Source organism: Pedobacter sp. GQ55 (genome assembly GCF_059758925.1).
Window position 1 is genome coordinate 144,206 of sequence record NZ_JCAXEI010000010.1, and the last position, 20,665, is coordinate 164,870.

Consider the following 20,665-nt stretch of genomic DNA (forward strand, 5'->3'; position numbering starts at 1 on the left):
GGGCGTTAGTTTTACTATGAACAAACTTATATAAAATTGTGCGAGCATTTTAAAATTTAGCATCTTTACCCAAATACGTATGAACGATTCTTTTAGCTTATACATTTTATTGGCTTTACTGGGGTGCTTGCTTGCAGGTATTCTTTTTGCCTGGTTATTGTACCGTAAAACGGACCATTTAGACAAACGGCTGCGTTATGGATTGTTCGTTATACGCACAGTTGCAGTAACGGTAATAGCTGCATTGCTATTCTTTCCTTTGGTAAGAAGTGTTTCCTATAACCTCGAAAAACCAGTTATTGTTATTGGACAGGATAATTCACTATCGATTGGAGCTATTGAGCCTAATGGTTTTAATAAGCAGCAGTATGAGAAGGATATGCAGACCTTAGCCGATAAGCTGTCGGAAAAGTATGAAGTTAAAGTTTATAATTTCAGCGATAGCGTGAAATCTGACTATGATTTCAAAAATCAAGGGCAGGTAAGTAACGCTTCGAAGTTCATCAATCAGTTAAATGATGAATTATTAAATCGGAATGTGGGGTCAGTTATTTTGGCCTCAGACGGTATTTTTAATCGCGGAGGGAGTCCACTTTATGATTTAAACAAACTTAAAGCTCCGGTTTATACAATCGCATTAGGGGATACGATTCCGAAAAAGGATTTAATGATTTCGAATGTAAATCACAACAGTTTGGTTTATCTTGATAATGAATTTACCCTTGAGGTTCAGGCACAAGCCTTTGAAAGTAAAGGTGAAATGTCGAGGGTTTTAGTTATGGAGGGCGGTAAAAAGATTTACGATGAGCAGGTTCAAATTAATTCAAATGCATTTGTAAAAAATATTCCTATTAAGTTAAAGGCTTCGAGGTTAGGACTTCAAAAATATACCATTCAACTTAGCCCGTTAAAAAATGAGATATCGGATCGTAACAACGCGCAAAGTATTTTTATAGAGGTAATTGATGCAAGGCAAAAAATATTGATTGCCTCTGCTGGCCCGCATCCGGACATTGCTGCACTAAAACAGGCCATTTCCATAAACAAACATTATGATTTGAAAATTGCTTTGGGAGAGGATCTGAATGTGATTAATCCGAAGGACTATAGTTTAATTATTCTGTACCAATTTCCGGCTCTTCAAAATGACGGTGGGGCATTTATTAATAAGGTTCAGCTAAGTAATGTGCCGTTGTGGTACATTTTGGGCGCTCAAAGTAATTTGTATGCGTTTAATAAGATGCAAAGTGCTGTAAATTTTAATGGAAGCAATAATACTTTGCAAGAGGCTTTTGCCACTGTTAATACTGGCTTTACTGCCTTTGAAATGAGTGCGACATTCGATAAACAAATTGAAGGATTTGATCCTCTTCAAGCGCCTTTTGGCGAGATGAGAATAAACGGAACGGCATTAGTGGCTTTGAAGCAGCGAATAGGCAAGATCAAGACCGAATCGCCACAATTGTTTTTTATGAACGGTGAGGGGAAAAAAACAGGTTATTTAATAGGAGAGGGCATATGGCGCTGGAGGCTGGCAGAGGCCCAAAATGATCAGAAGTCAAATGCTTTTAATACTTTAATTTCAAATGCTGTCCAATATGTTTCTACAAAAGACGATAAGCGTAAGTTTAAAGTTTACACTGCCAAGAACACTTTTGATGAAAATGAAAATGTGCCGATTAATGCAGTTCTTTATAATGATAGCTATGTTTCGGTAAATACGCCGGATGTGAGTATTCAAATAAAGAATGAAGAGGGGAAGGTCTATAATTTTCTGTTCTCCAGAACAGAAACAGCCTATCAGCTTGATGCAGGGATGTTGCCTGCGGGAAATTATACTTATACAGCTACAACTAATCTTGGGGGTGAAAAACACACTGCGCAAGGTGTTCTCTTTGTAAATACACTTGTTGCGGAATATCAGCAAACAATCGCAAACCATCTGTTGCTTAATACCATGGCTATTCAAACAGGTGGCAAGATGTATATGCCGCAGAATTTATCCCAGATATTAAAAGATATTGAAGCTAATGAACAGGTAAAAACCCTGAGTTATGAAGACCGTAAATATGAGGAATTGATTAACTTTAAGTGGGTGTTTGCAATGATAGTTATGTTGCTTACCCTGGAGTGGTTTTTAAGAAAAAGAAACGGAGAAATTTAAGCGCAAAAGTATGCAAATAAATACCATAGATGCCATTGAGATTTTGGGAACTATCTCTTTTGCGATATCTGGCTCTTTTGCAGCCATGCAAAGAAGATTAGATCCTTTCGGGGTACTGATCATTGCTTTTGTAACATCTATTGGTGGAGGAACTGTCCGCGATTTATTGCTAGGCGATACCCCTGTTGCATGGATGAGGGATGTAAATTATTGTTTGTTGATCTTGTTGACTTCAATTGCTACGATTTTTTTTAAAACACATATCAAGAAGTTTAAAGTAACTCTTTTTTTGTTTGATTCTTTAGGACTTGGTCTTTTTACCATGTTGGGTATCCAGAAAGGAATTATTTTTGGTTTAAGTCCGGGTATTTGTATCGCCCTTGGTACCATTACAGGATGCTTTGGAGGTATAATAAGAGATACGCTATTAAATACCATCCCTGTAATATTCAGAAAAGAGGTTTATGCCACCGCTTGCATTATGGGGGGAATATTATATTTTACGCTTTTATATTTTAACCTGAAAGAAGATCTGGCAAAGGTTGCCGTGATTGCGTTTATTTTTACTGTGAGAATAGTGGTGGTAAGGTATAAAGTAACGTTGCCTAAGTTTGGCTATTAGTCTTTTGGGGCTTCCTTGATGATCACAAAAATATCTTCATTATCTTTTTTCATAAAATACTTTTCGCGGGCAAATTTCTCTGCTGTATTCAAATCTGTATTTAATTCGTTAAGATCTTTCTTGACCTTAGCAATTTCCTTTACATAAAAGTCTTTTTCTTCCTGAAGCTTGCTTACTTGTGATCTGTATTCGTATTGCGCTATTACATCGTTTTTATCGAAAAATAACATCCATACTACGAATGCGGCTATGCTCAGGAAGTATTTGTTACGTAAAAGTTCTAAAAAACGATTCATAGGGACAAATATATAAAATAACACCCGAAGATTTAAAACCTTTGCCTTTTATTCAAATGCGTATTCTCCACTTATTAACATACTGGATTTAGCTGGTCGTAATTTATGTGTTTCAATAGTAAGGTATTAGATAAAAGATCAGATATTGTGTGGGGTTAATTAATATAGATATGAAAGTAATTCTCTGCTCATTATTGGTGTTTTGCATTTTTTGTGGCTTGACCGTTGAACACGGGAAAGCGGATAGAAAACCTATGATCATCTTCGACACAGATATGGGGCCAGATTTTGATGATGTAGGCGCAATAACAGTTTTGCACGCATTGGCCGCTAGAGGCGAATGTGAGATACTTGCTACAGTATCCAGTGATAGCCATGCGTCTGTTGCACCGACTATAGAAATTTTTAATCAATATTTTGGGAAACCCAATATTCCGATAGGTATGGCATCTGCAAAAGCCCCGGGCTTCATAGCCCATAATAACTGGAATGATTCGTTGGTTTTACATTTTCTTAAGGGAAAGCCCACTGAATATCCCAATGCTTTAGAAGTTTATCGAAAAGTATTGGCCAGGCAGGAAGACAATAACGTAACGATAGTTACAGTTGGCTTTACCTCTAATATAGCAGACCTGCTCAATTCAAAGCCTGATAAATTTTCCAACCTATCGGGAATGGATCTTGTTAAAAGGAAAGTAAAAAATTGGGTAGCAATGGCTGGAATTATACCAAATGGAATTGAATTTAATGTAAATGAACATAAGGCAGCGGCTTATGAGGCTTTTAGTAGATGGCCGAAGCCGATATTGCTGAGTGGGTTTGAAATTGGAGATAAATTACTTACAGGAGGAAAAGTGGCAATGCGAAATATTAGTAAAAATCCTGCAGCATGGGCATATCAATATAACTTGGCAACCTATGATAAAAATCCACAAACCAATAGACCATCTTGGGATCAAACAGCAGTTTTATGTGCAGTCAGAAACCCCGAAAAATATTTTTATGTAAATGGTCCAGGGAAATTTATTGTAAATAAAGATGGATCTAATCGATGGGATGCGGATATTAATGCCGGACATTATTTTCTAGCTCATAAATATCCTTATGAAAAGATTTCTACAGTAATTGAAGATTTAATGTTGTATGAGCCTGGTAATTGATAATAACAAACAACCCCAATACTTCTGATAATGGGGTTGTTTGTTATTGAAATTTTATCCTAAAGTATATTTAAGATTTTTATTTTTACTTCTTTAAGAACTTGAAGTCTTTACCAATAAAACGCGCTGCAGCACCTAATTCTTCTTCAATACGTAACAATTGATTGTATTTTGCAATCCTGTCTGAACGAGAAGCTGAACCTGTTTTAATCTGACCACAGTTTAATGCAACTGCAAGATCTGCAATGGTAGTATCTTCAGTTTCACCACTTCTATGACTCATTACTGAGGTATAGCCATTAGTTTGAGCTAAAGAAACGGCATTGATGGTTTCAGTTAATGAACCAATTTGGTTTACTTTAACTAAGATAGAGTTAGCAGTTTTTTTGTCGATTCCAGATTGCAAGCGAGTTACGTTTGTAACAAACAAATCATCACCTACAAGCTGAACTTTATCGCCAATTTTATCAGTTAACATTTTCCAGCCATCCCAATCATTTTCATCCATTCCATCTTCAATAGAGATAATTGGATATTTTTCAGTTAAAGATGCAAGATAGTCAGCTTGCTCGGCGCTTGTGCGGATAGCTCCTTTGTCACCTTCAAATTTGGTATAGTCGTACTTGCCGTCTTTGTAGAACTCAGAGGCAGCACAGTCAAATGCTAAGAAGATTTGCTCACCAGCTTTGTATCCTGCTTTTTCGATAGCCTTGATAATGGTTTCAACGGCATCTTCTGTACCATCAAAAGTTGGAGCAAATCCACCTTCGTCACCTACAGCTGTTGAAAGACCTCTGTCATGCAAAATAGCTTTTAAGTTGTGAAATACTTCTGTTCCCCATCTTAACGCTTCAGAGAATGAAGATGCACCAACAGGCATGATCATAAATTCCTGAAAAGCGATAGGAGCATCGGAGTGAGAACCACCGTTTACGATGTTCATCATCGGGATGGGCAGAATGTTAGCATTAACACCTCCGATATAGCGGTATAAAGGCTGGCGGCTTTCTTGAGCTGCAGCTTTAGCAACGGCTAAAGAAACACCTAAAATAGCATTAGCACCAAGATTTCCTTTGTTCTCTGTTCCATCAAGCTTGATCATTAAGCTATCGATAGCATTTTGTTCAAATACATCAATACCTTTTAATTCATCAGCAATTTTATCATTCACATTGGCAACGGCTTTTAAAACACCTTTACCTAAGTAAACTTTTTTATCACCATCTCTTAACTCCACAGCTTCGTGCATACCAGTAGAAGCTCCTGATGGTACAGCCGCACGACCAAGGATACCATTTTCTGTAATTACATCTACTTCGATCGTAGGATTGCCGCGGGAGTCAAGTATTTGCCGCGCATGAACATCAATTATTAAACTCATTTTTATTGGTTTTTATTTGTAAATAACCCTTAGTGTAAAATTTACAATTACTAAGGCGATATCCAAAGTTAAAAATTAAACGCAAAAAAGTCGTAATTAATTTAATTACGACTTTTTCATTGGTGAATATTTAATTGTTTTGCTGTTATTGTGTTGTTTTTTAGTCAGTTAAGTTTATGTGGTTTCGCCTTTAGCCGCAAAGATAGCTTTATAAACTATTCCGGCTAAAATGGCTCCAACTATAGGTGCAACCCAAAATAACCAAAGCTGACTTAGTGCTTCTCCGCCAACAAAAAGCGCCTGGCTTGTGCTTCTTGCAGGATTAACTGAAGTATTGGTTACAGGTATGCTGATCAGGTGTATTAGTGTAAGCCCAAGGCCAATCGCTAATCCGGCAAATCCTTTGGGAGCTCTATCATCTGTTGCACCCAATATAATGATTAAAAAAATGAAGGTCATTACAACTTCGGTAACCAACGCTGCTGTCATACTATATTTTCCGGGTGATAAATCTCCATAACCATTGGAAGCAAATCCACCAATAGGGTTGCCATTTCCAGTAGCGATAACATATAACACACCCGCAGCCACAATGCCTCCAAGAACCTGTGAAATAATGTAGGGCACCAAATCCTTTCCATCAAAGCGCCCGCCGATCCATAAACCGACTGAAACTGCCGGGTTTAGATGTGCCCCGGAGATATGGCCAAGAGCATAAGCAATAGTTACTACTGTTAGTCCGAAAGCGAGTGCTACCCCCGCAAAGCCAATGCCTGCACCTGGATAATTACAGGCTAAAACGGCGCTACCGCAACCGCCAAGCACGAGCCAAAATGTACCGATAAATTCTGCTGCTAGTTTTTTCATAGAAGTTTAATTTAGTTTAGTGGTAATGAAGGTTTGGTTTTACCACTACCTGGTTGTTAAATTAATTGAAGAATATTTGTTTTTATAATGAAATTTAAAAACAATTATTCAATTTTCCTAGAAAAAAAATGCAGATTATCTGTGAGCTACTCCCATTTAAACACCTTAACAGCAACAGCGTATACGCCGATGCCCCAAATTATCATAATAAGAATCTGATGCTTTACATCCCATAAGCCAGCCCCCTCAAAGGCTACCTTTCTCATGGCATCGTTAAGGTAGGTTAAAGGTAACGCACGACTTATTGGCTGAAGCCATGACGGAAATGCATCTATAGAAAAGAAAGTGCCTGACAGTAAAAATTGAGGCAATGTTATAATATTTGAAATGGGGGGGATAGTACTTTCACTTTTTGCTATTCCAGAAACTACAAAACCAAAGCCCATAAAAACAATGAGGCCTATGATTGCAAGTATTAGCATATTCAACACTGTGATGATACCATGGATTAAGGTGAAATGGAAAAAAAAATGTCCAATAAGTATAATGAATACGGCACCGCAAAGCGCAAAACCTATTCTTGCAATACCTTCGCCAAATACAATACTAGCTCTGCTAACTGGTGTTGCAAAGAAGCGTTTAATAACCAAGGTTTGTCTTAAACTGAAAAATACAAATGCTGTTCCAAATACACCTGTGCTTAATAAAGAAAAGCCCAGTTGCCCAGGCAGGATAAAATCAATGGTGCGGTAAATTCTACCCTGAACTGTACTTTCGTTTAATTGCGCAATAGTAGGTTTTATATCTTTTGAATTTAAAGTATACATCAGGTTGTTCAACACCGATTTAAGTATAGTTCCCTTGTCTATAGAAGCAGATGTGTATTGAACATTGGCAAGGTAAGCAGGTGCATCCTCCGTATTTTTTTGAACGTTAATAACAGCGTCTATATTTCCTTTCTCAAGTCCTGTTTTTAATTCTCCAGGATCTTTATCCTTTATGATATGAACAACACTGATTTGTTCCAGTGCATTAATAATAGGATTTTGTAAATCCGATCCTGGAGCAATGGCTAAGTCGACCTTAACACCTCCGCGGCCTAAAAAGCCGAAAACAAGAATGAAGATTAGTGGAAAAGCAAGTGTAAAAACGACTGCTGAAGGGCTGCGCATAATAGAACGGAAACTTGCTTTTGCAAGGGCCAGCGTAGCTTTAGTATTATTATAAGGTTTGCTCATGTTCTTTATTAATTATCCTCGCGCCATTCTTTGCCTGTCAGGTTTATGAAAACATCCTCCAGGTTGGCCTTTTTAACTTCTTTAGTGCGTTCAAAACCACTATTGATCAGGTTGTCTATCAGATTATCAGGCGTATCTAAAGCGATGATCTCGCCACGTTCAACAAAAGCAACACGATCACAAAGTTGTTCTGCTTCGTCCATGTAGTGTGTGGTGATCACTACTGTTGTTCCGTTATTTCTTATATCAATAATTAGATCCCATAAATTGCGGCGTGCCTGAGGATCTAATCCAGTAGTAGGTTCATCAAGGAAAATGATTTTAGGAGAGTTAATAAGCGTTGTGGCTATAGAAAAACGCTGTTTTTGTCCACCTGACAGCGCTTTATATTTAGCCTTTGCTTTGTCCTGAAGATTTACCTTTTCAAGCATCTCCATCGGCTTGATGTCTACACCATACAGGCCAGAAAACAGCTCCATTAACTCAACCAGATTTAGGTTTGGGTAATAACCGGCTGCCTGTAATTGTACACCTATAATCCTTTTAATTTTGTTGGCATCTTTGTCTACAGAATAACCATCAACAATAATCTCTCCTGAAGTTTTTTCGCGAAGGGTCTCGATAATTTCGAGTGTGGTGGTTTTTCCTGCCCCATTTGGGCCTAAAAGGCCAAATATCTCATTTTCATAAACTTCAAAGCTGATACCTTGCACGGCAGTGAAATCGTCATACTTTTTTACCAGTTCTGTTACACTGATAATGGCATTTGTTTTATCCATGTTATAAATGTAAGAAGGTTTAGAGGAATAGAAAACGCTATTCTGCTAAACCTTCTAAAATGTCGGTAAAATGATAATTTTGAGCCGGTGAATATTACCAGACTAATTCGCTCTTGATCATATTTATAAAGTCGTCGAAAAGGTAACGAGAATCATGTGGGCCTGGAGAAGACTCAGGGTGGTATTGTACGGAGAATGCTTTTTTGCCTTTCACTCGGATACCCTCAATAGATTGATCATTTAAATTGATATGGGTAATCTCTACTTTCTCTGATTTTCTTACATCTTCAGGGATAACTCCGAAACCGTGGTTTTGAGATGTTACTTCGCAATGATTTTTAATGATATTTTTAACTGGGTGATTTAAGCCCCTGTGGCCATTAAACATTTTCATGGTGCCTATTCCATTTGCCTCGGCAAGCAATTGATGACCTAAGCATATTCCAAAAAGAGGTTTATCAGCAGCCAATATTTTTGTAACGGTTTCAATAGCATATGGCATTGCTGAAGGGTCGCCGGGGCCATTAGAAATGAAATAACCATCCGCGCCCCATTTATCCATTTCCTCGAAAGTGGTCTTAGCTGGGAAAACCTGAACATAAATATCTCTGTCGTCGAAGTTGCGTAAAATGTTTTTCTTGATACCCAAATCTAGAGCTGCTATTTTATAGGTAGCATCAGGTGAACCGTAGAAATAAGGTGTCTTGGTGGAAACTTTAGAAGATAATTCTAAGCCATCCATAGATGGAACTTCAGCTAATTTGCTTTTTAATTCTTCAAGGTCAGCGATTTCTGAAGAAATGATCGCATTCATTGCTCCTTTATTTCTGATGTGACGAACCAAAGCACGTGTATCAATATCAGAGATCCCTACAATATTTTCGTTCTGAAAATAATCCTGTATAGATTCAGAAGCTTCTTTACGGCTAAAACCGATGTTGTAATTTTTGCAAACCAAACCAGCAATTTTTATGCTTTCTGATTCAGTTTCATCTTTGTGGATACCATAATTTCCAATATGTGCATTGGTGGTTACCATAATCTGAGCGAAATAAGAAGGATCCGTAAAAATTTCCTGATATCCTGTCATACCTGTATTAAAACAGATCTCGCCTGTTGTTGTACCTATTTTTCCAGCGGCTTTACCGTGGTAAACTGTGCCGTCAGCCAGTAACAAGATTGCAGGTAACTTGGTGTAATTAGTCATGGTAATTATTAAGAGAAATTATTGGGATAAAAAAAGGAAAAAATGATGGTTCTAGCGCGGCTTTGATGCCGTTTTTGTAGTTAACAAATCTGCTGTTAAGTGACCCCTTCATTTCGGGATACAAAGATACGTTTTTGAGGATTTAAATCAAGAGTTTTTTTTAGATTGTTTTGTATAATATTCAATGATTGTAAATCTCTCTATTATTATGTAGTCTTATGTGTAAACTTATCAAGGCATTAACAAAATGTCACAAAAACGATAAAACTGTATTTATTTCGAATGTAAAAACTAATTTTGTCGCTACAAAACTATAGAACTATGTCTGTAAACAAAGAGGTTAAACGCATAACCACTCATATCCTTCAGGAAATGAAGGCTAGTGGAGAGAAAATAGCCATGTTAACCGCTTACGATTATTCGATGGCCACAATTCTAGATGATGCCGGTTTGGATGTATTATTAGTTGGTGATTCGGCATCTAATGTAATGGCTGGACATGAAACCACTTTACCTATCACACTTGATCAGATGATTTATCATGCTCAAGGTGTAGTTCGAGGGGCAAAACGAGCCTTCGTTGTAGTTGATCTGCCTTTTGGTAGTTATCAAGGCAATTCTAAAGAGGCGCTTAATTCTGCTATCAGGATCATGAAAGAATCTGGGGCACATGGCGTAAAGCTTGAAGGCGGGACAGAGGTAGCAGAGTCAATATCGCGTATCATTACGGCTGGAATTCCTGTTATGGGGCATCTGGGATTAACGCCCCAGTCTATTTATAAGTTCGGAACTTACACGGTAAGGGCAAAAGATGAAGATGAAGCAGAGAAGTTAAAAACTGATGCGATTGCGCTTCAGGAGGCTGGTTGTTTTGCTATTGTTCTTGAGAAGATACCGGCAAAATTAGCCAAAGTAGTTTCTGAAAGTTTACAAATTCCTACTATAGGTATTGGTGCTGGCCCGGATTGCGATGGTCAGGTCTTGGTTGTGAATGATATGATTGGTTTAACAAAAGGTTTTAAACCTCGCTTCTTGCGTCAATATGTAAATCTGTATGATGGTATATTGGGCGCTGCACAATCGTACATTAAAGATGTGAAGGCAAAAGATTTTCCGAACGAAAAAGAGCAGTATTAATGCCGGTAACTGATAAAGATGTACTTTACGAGGACAATCATCTTATAGCGGTACTGAAACGCGCGGGTGACATTGTGCAGATTGATGAAACCGGAGACGAGCCTCTTGATGAACAGGTTAAAAAATATCTTGCTAAAAAATATAATAAGCCCAATAGTGCTTTTTTAGGTGTTGTACATCGTTTAGACAGACCCGTTAGCGGCGTGATACTTTTTGCTAAAACCAGTAAAGCACTGGAGCGGATGAATGCAGTATTCAAAAATCGTGAAGTAAAAAAAACGTATTGGGCCATTGTTAGAAATAAGCCTGCTAAAGCTTCGGGAACACTTGTTCATTGGTTGGTGAAAAACCCTCAAAAGAACGTAGTTACCCCGCATAACGTGGAAGTTCCCGGAAGTCAGCGCTCAGAATTAAGTTATAAGTTAATAGGAGAGCTTGGTGGTTATTACCTGATTGAAGTTGATCCGCTTACCGGGCGTTCTCATCAAATAAGAGTACAGCTATCTACTTTAGGATGTCCTATTGTTGGCGATAACAAATATGGTTACCCCAGAGGAAGTAGAAAAGGAAGTATCTGCTTGCATGCGCGTAGATTGCAATTTATTCATCCGGTAAAAAAAGAGCCTGTAAACATCTTTGCTAAGCTACCTGTTGATGGTTTTTGGGAACGCTTTGAGAATTTTTAAGCTATTTACAATCTGTTAAAGAAAATACTATTGCGTCTCCAAATTTTAACTTTGCTCTGTCTTTAAATACAGTTTTGCCTTTTTTTTCTTCTACTTCGCCAAAGCCTTCATATAGCTTTCTATCTCTTTTTAAGAATACAACTTCTCTAGTTGAGCGCATCCCTTCCGAATCGAAAGTGTATTCTGCTAGAATCGTATCGCCTTTAATCTCTCCTGAAATGGTTCCCTTGTTACTATCTTTTTCGAATAGATTATAACTCAAGTCACCGGTCAATTCATCATTTTCTGTATTTATTTTAAGTTTGGCAGTATCTCTGTTTTTAGTGTAGATATAACACTCAGATATTTTTTCCTGAACAGGTACGGATGGAGTTAGAGAGGTGTCAATTGATGTTACCGAAGTACTGTCGACACTTTTATCATCAGTATTGCTGCTATTGCAAGCGGCTGCAAGTATTGCAATGCCTGTTAAAAGTAGAAGTGATTTTTTCATCGTCATATTCGTTGGTAGTATCGATACTACAATAGCCTTGCCAAAAGGAAGGTAAATGTCAGAAAAACGGAGCAATTTTTTACGGAAAAAGCCAATGCGGCTGATCATTAGGGTTATTCGGGAGAGTTATTGTTTTAACGTGATCGGTATATTTATGATAGTAAAATCATTTATAAATCAAACTACAGTATGGATCAATTATCCCGCCGTCAATGGCTAGGAAGAGTTTCTGTGCCCGCACTTACGGTAGCCGGAGCTTCGTTAATTAGTGCAAAGATACCCCAGGCAGAAAACAGAACAGACGTTTACAATATCAGAGATTTTGGGGCTAAAGGAGATGGCAAGGCACTCGATACAAATGCTATTCAGAATGCTATAAGTACTTGTAGCGATAATAAAGGGGGGGTGGTGATGATCCCTGCCGGCGTATTTCTGTCGGGAACTCTGGAGCTTAAATCTAATGTAACTTTGCACCTTTCCGCAGAGGCAAAACTTTTGGGAAGTCCTAAAAGAGAGGATTATACTGCAGGAAAAGGAATTCCCGAAGGAAATGGGAATATTGTATTCTTATATGCCGTTAATGCTGAAAAGCTTAGTATAGAAGGCAAGGGGACTATAGATGGAAATGGCCTTGCATTTTATACAGGAAAGGGTGACAATACCGGGCCTGGACAAAACGGCGTAAACGGCAATTTTGATCGGCCTCATCTGGTAATATTTTACCAGTGCACTAACTTGCGGATGGATGATGTTTTTATGGCTGCCAGTGCATATCATTGTGTGCGATTATTGCAATGTAAACATGTGTATATTGATGGTGTACGGATTTACAATCGCGTAAATAAGAATAATGATGGCTTTCATTTTAATAGCTGTCAATATGTTCATTTGATTAACAGTGATGTTCAGTGCCAGGACGATGCCTGTGCCTTATTTGGTAGTAATAAATTCATTACGGTAACTAATTGTAGTTTCAGTACACGATGGTCAATATTTCGTTTTGGGGGTGGTGAATCACAAAATATTGCTATTACTAACTGCCTTATTTATGATACTTATGGTTGTGCAATAAAGATCAGTGCCGGTGTTGCAGGTATACAGAACTTTAGCTTCTCAAATATAGTTATGGAAAATGTAACTGGTCCCATTGGTATTGGTTTCAGTGGGACAAATAGTAAAAGTACGGGAAATAGTCAACTTGCCGGAAAGCCCTATCTCCGAAATATTTCATTTAATAACATAAGGGCTAATGTTGTGGCATTGCCAGTTCCTCATCCTGACATTCACTTTGATTTGCATACATGGGAGGGCGAAAAAAACTCCTGCATTACCTTGAATGCAATGGGCGAATATTATATTGAAGATATCAGTTTTACCGATGTTCATATAAAGTATGCAGGCGGGGGAACCGCTGAACAGGGAGAAAAACGAGACATACCAAACATAGCAGCTGAATATTTTGGCGTATGGGATAAAACACCAGGTGGTCCGCCAGCCTATGGTTTATATGCCAGAAATGTAAAAGGCTTAAGCTTGCATAATGTGCGATTTGAGTTTGAGAAGAATGACCACCGGCCTGCCATAGTTTTTGATAATGTTCATGATGCTTCTATAAATGGCCTAAGTTTACAAGGCAGTTTAGACGCTCCCTCATTGCTTAGGATCACAAATTCTAAAGATATATTGCTTACAGGTGTCCGTGTTTTAACCCCATGTAAAGTACTGCTTAGTTTAGAAGGGACAGGTAACGAGTTTGTAAACATAGACGGAGGTGAATTAAGAAAAGCAAAACAGCAGGTAGTTTACTTTAGTGGAGCAAATGAGAAGTCGGTTAAAGTTAGGTTGTAAAAGATTAGGGGAGTAAGTTGATACTACTAATAAGCAAGAATCAGATTTTAATGTATAAACAAATGAATACTTTTGAGATATGAATAAACCTGTCATATCTATTGAAGCTCCTACGAACTTTGACTTTCAAGAGTGTTTATGGTTTTTGGATAGGAACTTTGATGATTGCATGCATAAGGTAGATGCAGATCAGGTTATAAAGGTTATTGAAATTGAAGGTCGGCAATTATTGGTTAGTGTGGCCTTTTATGAAGGTAAATTGCAGATCGAAGTACTTGTAGGAGATCTGGAAGAAAATTATGTATATAAACTTAAACAGTTTGTATCTGATTGGTTTGACCTTGAGAAAGATATGGAATCCTTTTATCAATTAATGAAAAATGATGAAAGGTTAGCTTATATGATAACAGCGTATAGTGGGTTGAGATTAATAGGTATTCCTAATTTATTTGAAGCTATTTGTTGGGCAATAATAGGGCAACAGATCAATCTTACTTTTGCATACAAATTAAAAAGACGGCTTGTAGAAAAGTATGGAACTTGTATCTCTTTTAATGGCGTCAATTATTATGTTTTTCCGAGCCCCAAGATATTAGCAGGGGCTTATGCTGAAGATTTAAAAGAGATGCAGTTTTCCAGAAGTAAGGCTGAATATCTGCTTATAATTGCTAAAGCATTCGCTAGCGGAGAAATAAGTAAAGATAAATTACTTGCTTTGCCGGATCTTAACGCAAGACAAAAAGCATTGAATGGTATAAAGGGTATAGGTGTCTGGACTGCCAACTACGCACTTATGAAATCTTTAAAAGAACATTCATGTATTCCTTATGGGGATGCGGGTCTTCTAAATTCATTGTTAAACCATAATATCATTACAGATAAAAAGCAGCACGCAGAAATTCAAAGATTCTTTAACGATTATTCAGGATGGGAGAGTTATCTGGTATTTTATCTTTGGAGAAGCCTTGCAAAGAGGTTGTAGGGAATTCTTAAAGCATTTATTCATGTGAATTTGTTTTTGCAGCTTCCCATCCTATAATTGCTGTTTTGCGAGAACTGCCCCAATGATACTGTCCAAATTCTCCCGTCGATTTGATGACTCTGTGGCATGGAATCAAAAATGCAACCGGATTATTCCCTATAGCTGAACCAACTGCTCTATTCGCTTTCGGATTGTTAATTGCTGATGAGATGGAAGCATAGGTAGTTAATCCTCCTATCGGAACCTTTAACAGAGTTTCCCATACTTTTATTTGAAAAGCTGTGCCCTTTAAATGAAGTTTAATCTCATTTAATCTGCTCCAGTCTTGAGTAAAGATATAAAGTGCATTCTGCTGTATCATATCTAATAGTTGACAATACCTGGCATTTGGGAATGTGTTTTTTAACATCGTTAATGCTTCGATTTGGTCATCAGCAAAAGCCATATAACAAATCCCTTTTTTTGTTGATGCAACTATTAGAGGTCCAAAAGGGCTTTCTGCATAGCTATAATTTATTGTAAGCTGCTCGCCTCCATTCTTAAATTCACCAGGAGTCATTCCTTCTATATTTATGAAAAGGTCGTGCAGGCGACTGGTGCCGGATAATCCTGTCTCATAAGCTGCATCAAATAAGGTCGTTTCTTTATCTTTAAGTATGCTTTTTGCATATTCAATAGAAAGGTACTGGAGGAATTTCTTAGGGGTAACACCAGCCCATTCTTTAAACATGCGTTGAAAATGAAATGGACTCAGGTTAACATGTTCAGCAATGTCGTCTAACGACGGCTGTTGTTTAAAATTTAGTTTTAAATACGCTATCGCCTCTGCAATTCTGTTATAATCAATTTGACTTAATGTTTCCATGATCTTTAATTTAATATAACAAAATTACACCGAAGAACCCGACAATAAAACCCGAAACTTGCTCATCATTAAATTATGACGGATGTTATAATCAGTGATAGCACATTTGGTGTTAAGTATTGGATAATTCGGCATTAGCACGGAGTTTGTTCGGTAAAAACACCCGTTTTACGAAGTAATGGCGAAGGATCAACGAAGAATCAGCGTTCTAATACAGAGCGAGGTATTTGGAATTTACTTTTATTAGGTTATCTTTGTACTGTAATAAATTTAATTACAGAATGAGTAACTCAAAATTTGCTATTTCTTTACATATACTTACTTTGCTTGAAAGAGCTAAGGGTGAATTGTTGTCATCAGAATTTATGGCAGGAAGTATAAATATAAATCCAGTGTTGGTAAGAAAGGAATTAAGTAATTTACGGAATCATGGATTTGTGGATAGTAAAGAGGGAAAAAATGGAGGGAGTTATTTAAATAAATCAGCAAAAGAAATTAATCTGGCGGATATTTATAAGGCCGTAAAGCAGAATAATTTGCTAGGTATTTCAAAGAATACACCTAATCCGCAATGTGCTGTAGGTAAACAAATGAATACACATTTGAATAACTTGTATAATTCGACAGAGCGCGCATTAGTAAAAGAACTTTCCTCTCAAACACTTGCAGATTTCAGCAATCATTTTGATTGATTTTTTTTATACATAACTGTAATTAAAATTGTTACAATAACATTTAAAAATAAATAAGGATATGAAAACAGCATTAATTGGCGCAAGTGGTTTTGTAGGAACTGCTATTTTGGAAGAATTACTTAATCGTGAGCATGAGGTTACTGCTATTGTACGCAGCCCAGAAAAGATTAAAATTGAAAATAATAAATTGGTTGTTAAAGGTGTTGATGTTAATGATACGTTGGCTTTAATAGAAACATTAAAAGGAGCCGATGCAGTAATCAGCGCCTACAACAGTGGGTGGGCAAACCCTAACTTGTATGATGATTTTATAGCCGGTTCTGAGGCCATTCAAAAAGCAGTTAAAGCATCTGGAGTTGATCGTTTAATTGTTGTTGGTGGTGCCGGTAGCTTGGAAATTGATGGTAAACAGTTGGTTGACGGACCAGATTTTCCAGCTGAATATAAAGCGGGTGCTACAGCTGCCAGAGATTATTTAACCACACTTAAGCAAGAAGAAGAGTTGGAGTGGAGTTTCTTTAGTCCGGCTATTGAGATGCACCCTGGCATTACTACTGGTCGTACAGGTACCTATCGTTTAGGTGCAAATAATCCGGTGTTTAATGAAGAAGGGAGAAGCACCCTGTCGGTTCAGGATTTGGCAATGGTAATTGTTGATGAACTTGAAACCAACAAACATCCTCATCAACGTTTTACAGCGGGGTACTAATTGAAAAACTAAAAGGTGGATCTCCTTTTATTCATCGTTTAGTTTATAAGATGCGGTGATTTTTAGATGATTACTAGTAAATGGCTAGATATAATCTTACTTTTGCGCCATATTTTAAAGAGCAATGCCGAGAAAGAGAATTAGGAAGCACTATCGTAGGGCAAGGTATGTACTATATCGTGAAACCTTAATTGATGCTAAAGAACACATCTTAACTTTTATTGGATCATTTATTGGTATAGGCTTAATAGGATTGTTAAATAGCAAATATCTGGTGGCTAATGATAATTTGTATCTGATAGGTTCTTTTGGTGCTTCTTCTGTCCTTATCTATGGCATCATTAATAGTCCGCTGGCACAACCAAGAAATTTAATAGGTGGTCATTTGATTTCGGCAATAGTTGGAGTAACAGTTGCCAAATTTTTTCCAGGCGAGACATGGTTGGCTTGTGCTTTAGCTGTTTCAATATCAATAGTTATAATGCAAATCACGAAAACCTTACATCCTCCAGGCGGCGCAACAGCATTAATCGCTATAATTGGCAGCGAAAAGATTAAGGCCCTGGGTTATATGTATGTGTTATCCCCGGTACTATCAGGAATAATGATCCTATTTTTGGTAGCGTTGATATTTAATAATTTAAGACATAGAAGATATCCTACTCATAGCATATTTAAAAAATAGGCGTAAACTAATTAAATACAGATCTCTGTTCCAGTTTCTTTAGTGTTTCTGATGCTTCATCTGGTTTATTAGTCCCAATTAACAGTCTTGATCCATTTTTTAGAACAAGTTGTATTCCTTTGTTTCCAGAAACGTTAAATGCCATTCCTTTGGTTAGGAAGCCAAATCTAAATCCCCAGCCACCGTATTCGGTAATAGGATCATATTGCCTTACAGAAAATCTTTGAATATTATCCCAGGAATATTTTTTTAACGTTAAATGGAAAGGGAAGAAACGGACATAAATGCCATCCTTCTTAATATAGGTTTCTAGTTTTAATGTTAAAACCGCAAGTGTAAACAATAGCATTAAGCCCGAGGCAATTAGCAACTGCATGTTACTCATCGAGTTGTCATCAAATGATTTTCTTTGAAAAACCTGATAAAAAACGCCGTAAAAGAATATTGAGTTAGCTCCAATAAGGATTGCCCAAATCCATTTTTGCCCAAATCGCTGTTTTTCTGAAAATAGAGTTTCGTTGTTAGGATTCATGTTTCATATTGTCTAACAACAAATTACAAACATTTAATTTAAAATGAAAGATGAGGAAAAAATAGTTATTAACTAGTTATAAACATATTAACAACCCGCCATAAAAGTTCCTTGTTGCTGCGGCATTAAAATACCGACCACCGAGTGCATTCAGGTCATTGCCTAAGCTGTAGTTTTCATTTAATATGTTATCTGCACCTATGTAGATTTCAAAAGGAACATTTCCTATGTATAAGTTTTTTTTCCCAATTTTAGCTTGCACCAGGTGATACTTCCTTGCGTAAACTGTATTTGCATCATTAAGTGGGATACTAGAGGTATAGTTATGCTGTAAAAATACAGAAAAGCTCTTAGGTAATTGTATATCGGCGCTACTAACAATTGTTGTTTTAGGAACTCCGGTAAGGTCGTTTCCAGAGAAATTATTGGTCTTGTCAAGATACTGATCAAATTTAAAATGACTAAGTGTATATGAATTTCTTAACTGCAGACCTTTAACAAAATGCATATTATTGAGAGGAATGATCCAGAGAGCAAAAGAACTTTCGAGACCCCATTGTTTTGTACCTCCTGCATTTATAAAATACTCTGCTTCTTTTTCATTAACTAAAACAGTGCGTCTAACAATTGCATTTTTAAGATTGTAATAAAATCCGGTTACATCAACAAATAACCTTTTATTCACACCTTCATATCTTACTCCAGTCTCATAATTCCAACCATATTCAGGTTGTAAATCAACATTAATTACATTGTTTGATGCCCTTACTTCAGCAAGACTCGGGGGAGAATATCCTTTGCTCACGGAGCTTCTTAACGACAATTGATCATCGATTTTATAAGACAAAGCTAACCTTGGCATGAACTGGATATCAAACCTGTTCGTTTTTTTAGGAATGGCAACTGGAGCAATGCTCTTGTAGTTATATCCATAGAGATTGGCACTTGCAGATAATTCAACGAGCAGTTTTTGAAGAAGATCGACACTTAAATGGGCAAATGCGAAGTTAGAATTTGCGTTTAGTTTATCAGAAGCTTGAACTGCAGTTGGCTGACCGTAATTGTTATCATAGTTATCAAAATCGGTACCGGTTTTCATACTTTCCAGCCCCAGGTTAAACTTCCATTCTACATCAGATGTGTTTCTTGTGTATTCCAGATAACTGCGGAGCCCCAGAGTAAATTCTTTCCGTTTTTCATAGTTGGTTATAAAGGGGTTCTTGAAATCTGTATAAGATGAGAATACGGAGACAACATGTTTGAAATTACTGTTTATTATCCAATTGTTGGAGATGCCACCATATAAGGTTTTGCTATAGATACCCGCTTTTTGATCTATTGCACTTTTGATCTGTCCTGCAGCCGGACGAGATAATTTTGGATTTTGTTGGTATTGAGCCTCAGTTAATCCACCAGGAGTATTATAGTGTAGGTCGGAATAGAATAATAGCGCTTTTAAATTCGCGTTTTTGTTGTAATCCCACTTTTGCAGCGCCTGAAAATACTTGCGGTCCATATTGCTGTGATCGCGATAGCCATTGCTTCGTTGATAAGCTTGTGTGATGTTTAATTTATACTTTCCCGATTGATGTTGTAATAATGCATTTTGATGAAAAGCTCCAAATGATCCCCCCTCCAGTTTTAATGCAACAGAGGTGCTATCGGTTGCCGCGTTAGTACCTTGAGGTTGTATCAAGATGACACCGCCAGAGTTAGCCCCATATATACTGCTCTGTGGGCCTTTTAAAATTTGAAGTTGTGATGCACCTGCAACATCAAGAGCATTTAGATAACTATTACCCCCTGCATCAGTTAAAGGGAAGTCGTCCAGGTAAATTTTAATATTCCTTATTCCAAAAGGCGATCTTAGTAAGCTGCCTCTTATAGATAACCGGTAGCTTCCAGGAGAACGTTCTTCCATTCTAACCCCCGGAATTGTATTTACAGCTGAGACAAATGAGTTGCCAGATTGTTTGGTAAGGGTTCCACTATCAATCAGGCCAATTGTGCCTGTAGATCTGATTAAAGATTGGTTGGAAAAATAAGGTCTTATGGTAACCTCATTTAATCTTCTGGTAGAATCCTGTTGTGCCTGAGCAAAGTTTGTAACTCCTATGAGGGCAAATAGTCCTGTTAAAAATGTTTTCATTCTTTAACAAAGCTAAAATTTACCCGCTAATAATTACCATCATCTGTTGGCTATTTACTATTGAATATATTCAGTTAAACACCATGAAATTCATCTGTTTATTATATCTTTAGGCGATTTTAATAGAAAGCACGTTTATCATAAACAATACTGCTTTATTTTTTTATTCA

General features: G+C 37.2%; 20 protein-coding genes. 10 read left to right on the top strand and 10 right to left on the bottom strand.

Annotated elements, in window-relative coordinates; all coding sequences use genetic code 11:
- The first annotated feature begins 79 nt into the window (after positions 1–79).
- Both AC6CH7_RS21785 and AC6CH7_RS21790 read left to right on the top strand, forming a co-directional pair.
- On the top strand, positions 80–2,164 hold the full coding sequence (locus AC6CH7_RS21785; RefSeq protein ID WP_498264704.1) for a hypothetical protein: 2,085 nt from the start codon (positions 80–82) through the stop codon (positions 2,162–2,164).
- 10 nt (positions 2,165–2,174) lie between these two features.
- The gene (locus AC6CH7_RS21790; protein ID WP_498264705.1) at positions 2,175–2,786 is read left to right on the top strand and encodes a trimeric intracellular cation channel family protein; all 612 of its coding nucleotides are present in this window, start codon (positions 2,175–2,177) and stop codon (positions 2,784–2,786) included.
- On the opposite strand, the gene AC6CH7_RS21795 is transcribed toward AC6CH7_RS21790, so the two are convergent.
- Positions 2,783–3,082: an FtsB family cell division protein gene (locus AC6CH7_RS21795; RefSeq protein WP_498264706.1), complete on the bottom strand. Its 300-nt coding sequence runs from the start codon at positions 3,080–3,082 to the stop codon at positions 2,783–2,785. The genes AC6CH7_RS21790 and AC6CH7_RS21795 overlap by 4 nt on opposite strands.
- A 170-nt stretch (positions 3,083–3,252) precedes the next feature.
- Here AC6CH7_RS21795 and AC6CH7_RS21800 point away from each other — a divergent pair, with 170 nt between their 5' ends.
- Positions 3,253–4,242 (top strand): nucleoside hydrolase, encoded by a 990-nt coding sequence (locus AC6CH7_RS21800; protein WP_498264707.1) that lies wholly within the window; start codon positions 3,253–3,255, stop codon positions 4,240–4,242.
- Positions 4,243–4,327: 85 nt separating this feature from the next.
- Here AC6CH7_RS21800 and eno read toward each other — a convergent pair whose 3' ends face one another.
- From eno to carA, 5 genes are all read right to left on the bottom strand, one after another.
- Entirely contained in the window at positions 4,328–5,623 is a 1,296-nt protein-coding gene (eno, locus tag AC6CH7_RS21805) for a phosphopyruvate hydratase (RefSeq protein WP_048907372.1), read from the bottom strand.
- Between the two features lie 174 nt (positions 5,624–5,797).
- A complete protein-coding gene (gene aqpZ, locus AC6CH7_RS21810) occupies positions 5,798–6,490 on the bottom strand; it encodes an aquaporin Z (RefSeq protein WP_498264708.1) in 693 nt (230 codons plus the stop codon).
- A 146-nt stretch (positions 6,491–6,636) separates the two neighbouring features.
- Complete coding sequence (locus AC6CH7_RS21815; protein WP_498264709.1) at positions 6,637–7,728, bottom strand: ABC transporter permease; 1,092 nt, start codon at positions 7,726–7,728, stop codon at positions 6,637–6,639.
- A gap of 8 nt (positions 7,729–7,736) precedes the next feature.
- A complete protein-coding gene (locus tag AC6CH7_RS21820) occupies positions 7,737–8,507 on the bottom strand; it encodes an ABC transporter ATP-binding protein (protein ID WP_498264710.1) in 771 nt (256 codons plus the stop codon).
- 94 nt (positions 8,508–8,601) lie between these two features.
- Positions 8,602–9,714, bottom strand: coding sequence for a glutamine-hydrolyzing carbamoyl-phosphate synthase small subunit (gene carA, locus AC6CH7_RS21825; RefSeq protein WP_498264711.1), 1,113 nt, complete (start codon positions 9,712–9,714; stop codon positions 8,602–8,604).
- 321 nt (positions 9,715–10,035) lie between these two features.
- On the opposite strand from carA, the gene panB reads away from it, so the two are divergent.
- Together panB and AC6CH7_RS21835 are read left to right on the top strand one after the other, a co-directional pair.
- Positions 10,036–10,851, top strand: coding sequence for a 3-methyl-2-oxobutanoate hydroxymethyltransferase (gene panB, locus AC6CH7_RS21830; RefSeq protein ID WP_172661457.1), 816 nt, complete (start codon positions 10,036–10,038; stop codon positions 10,849–10,851).
- Positions 10,851–11,537 (top strand): RluA family pseudouridine synthase, encoded by a 687-nt coding sequence (locus tag AC6CH7_RS21835; protein WP_498264712.1) that lies wholly within the window; start codon positions 10,851–10,853, stop codon positions 11,535–11,537. Before panB ends, AC6CH7_RS21835 begins: the two co-directional genes overlap by 1 nt.
- Before the next feature lies 1 nt (position 11,538).
- Here the strand turns inward: AC6CH7_RS21835 and AC6CH7_RS21840 are convergent, their stop codons facing one another.
- The gene (locus tag AC6CH7_RS21840) at positions 11,539–12,030 is read right to left on the bottom strand and encodes a putative periplasmic lipoprotein (RefSeq protein ID WP_498264713.1); all 492 of its coding nucleotides are present in this window, start codon (positions 12,028–12,030) and stop codon (positions 11,539–11,541) included.
- 189 nt (positions 12,031–12,219) lie between these two features.
- Between AC6CH7_RS21840 and AC6CH7_RS21845 the strand changes: the two genes are divergently transcribed.
- Together AC6CH7_RS21845 and AC6CH7_RS21850 are read left to right on the top strand one after the other, a co-directional pair.
- On the top strand, positions 12,220–13,878 hold the full coding sequence (locus tag AC6CH7_RS21845) for a glycoside hydrolase family 28 protein (protein WP_498264714.1): 1,659 nt from the start codon (positions 12,220–12,222) through the stop codon (positions 13,876–13,878).
- 79 nt (positions 13,879–13,957) lie between these two features.
- Positions 13,958–14,860 (top strand): DNA-3-methyladenine glycosylase family protein, encoded by a 903-nt coding sequence (locus AC6CH7_RS21850; RefSeq protein ID WP_498264715.1) that lies wholly within the window; start codon positions 13,958–13,960, stop codon positions 14,858–14,860.
- A gap of 16 nt (positions 14,861–14,876) precedes the next feature.
- Here AC6CH7_RS21850 and AC6CH7_RS21855 read toward each other — a convergent pair whose 3' ends face one another.
- Entirely contained in the window at positions 14,877–15,725 is an 849-nt protein-coding gene (locus AC6CH7_RS21855; protein ID WP_498264716.1) for a bifunctional helix-turn-helix domain-containing protein/methylated-DNA--[protein]-cysteine S-methyltransferase, read from the bottom strand.
- 281 nt (positions 15,726–16,006) lie between these two features.
- Here AC6CH7_RS21855 and AC6CH7_RS21860 point away from each other — a divergent pair, with 281 nt between their 5' ends.
- The 3 genes from AC6CH7_RS21860 to AC6CH7_RS21870 all read left to right on the top strand — a co-directional run bounded on the left by AC6CH7_RS21860 (position 16,007) and on the right by AC6CH7_RS21870 (position 17,814).
- Entirely contained in the window at positions 16,007–16,417 is a 411-nt protein-coding gene (locus tag AC6CH7_RS21860; RefSeq protein WP_498264717.1) for an RrF2 family transcriptional regulator, read from the top strand.
- 61 nt (positions 16,418–16,478) lie between these two features.
- A complete protein-coding gene (locus AC6CH7_RS21865) occupies positions 16,479–17,129 on the top strand; it encodes an NAD(P)-dependent oxidoreductase (protein ID WP_498264718.1) in 651 nt (216 codons plus the stop codon).
- A gap of 124 nt (positions 17,130–17,253) precedes the next feature.
- Positions 17,254–17,814, top strand: coding sequence for an HPP family protein (locus tag AC6CH7_RS21870; RefSeq protein ID WP_498264719.1), 561 nt, complete (start codon positions 17,254–17,256; stop codon positions 17,812–17,814).
- A gap of 7 nt (positions 17,815–17,821) precedes the next feature.
- On the opposite strand, the gene AC6CH7_RS21875 is transcribed toward AC6CH7_RS21870, so the two are convergent.
- Both AC6CH7_RS21875 and AC6CH7_RS21880 read right to left on the bottom strand, forming a co-directional pair.
- Complete coding sequence (locus AC6CH7_RS21875) at positions 17,822–18,346, bottom strand: DUF6141 family protein (protein ID WP_448104777.1); 525 nt, start codon at positions 18,344–18,346, stop codon at positions 17,822–17,824.
- A 76-nt stretch (positions 18,347–18,422) separates the two neighbouring features.
- Positions 18,423–20,495: a TonB-dependent receptor gene (locus tag AC6CH7_RS21880; RefSeq protein ID WP_498264720.1), complete on the bottom strand. Its 2,073-nt coding sequence runs from the start codon at positions 20,493–20,495 to the stop codon at positions 18,423–18,425.
- Positions 20,496–20,665: the final 170 nt, after the last annotated feature.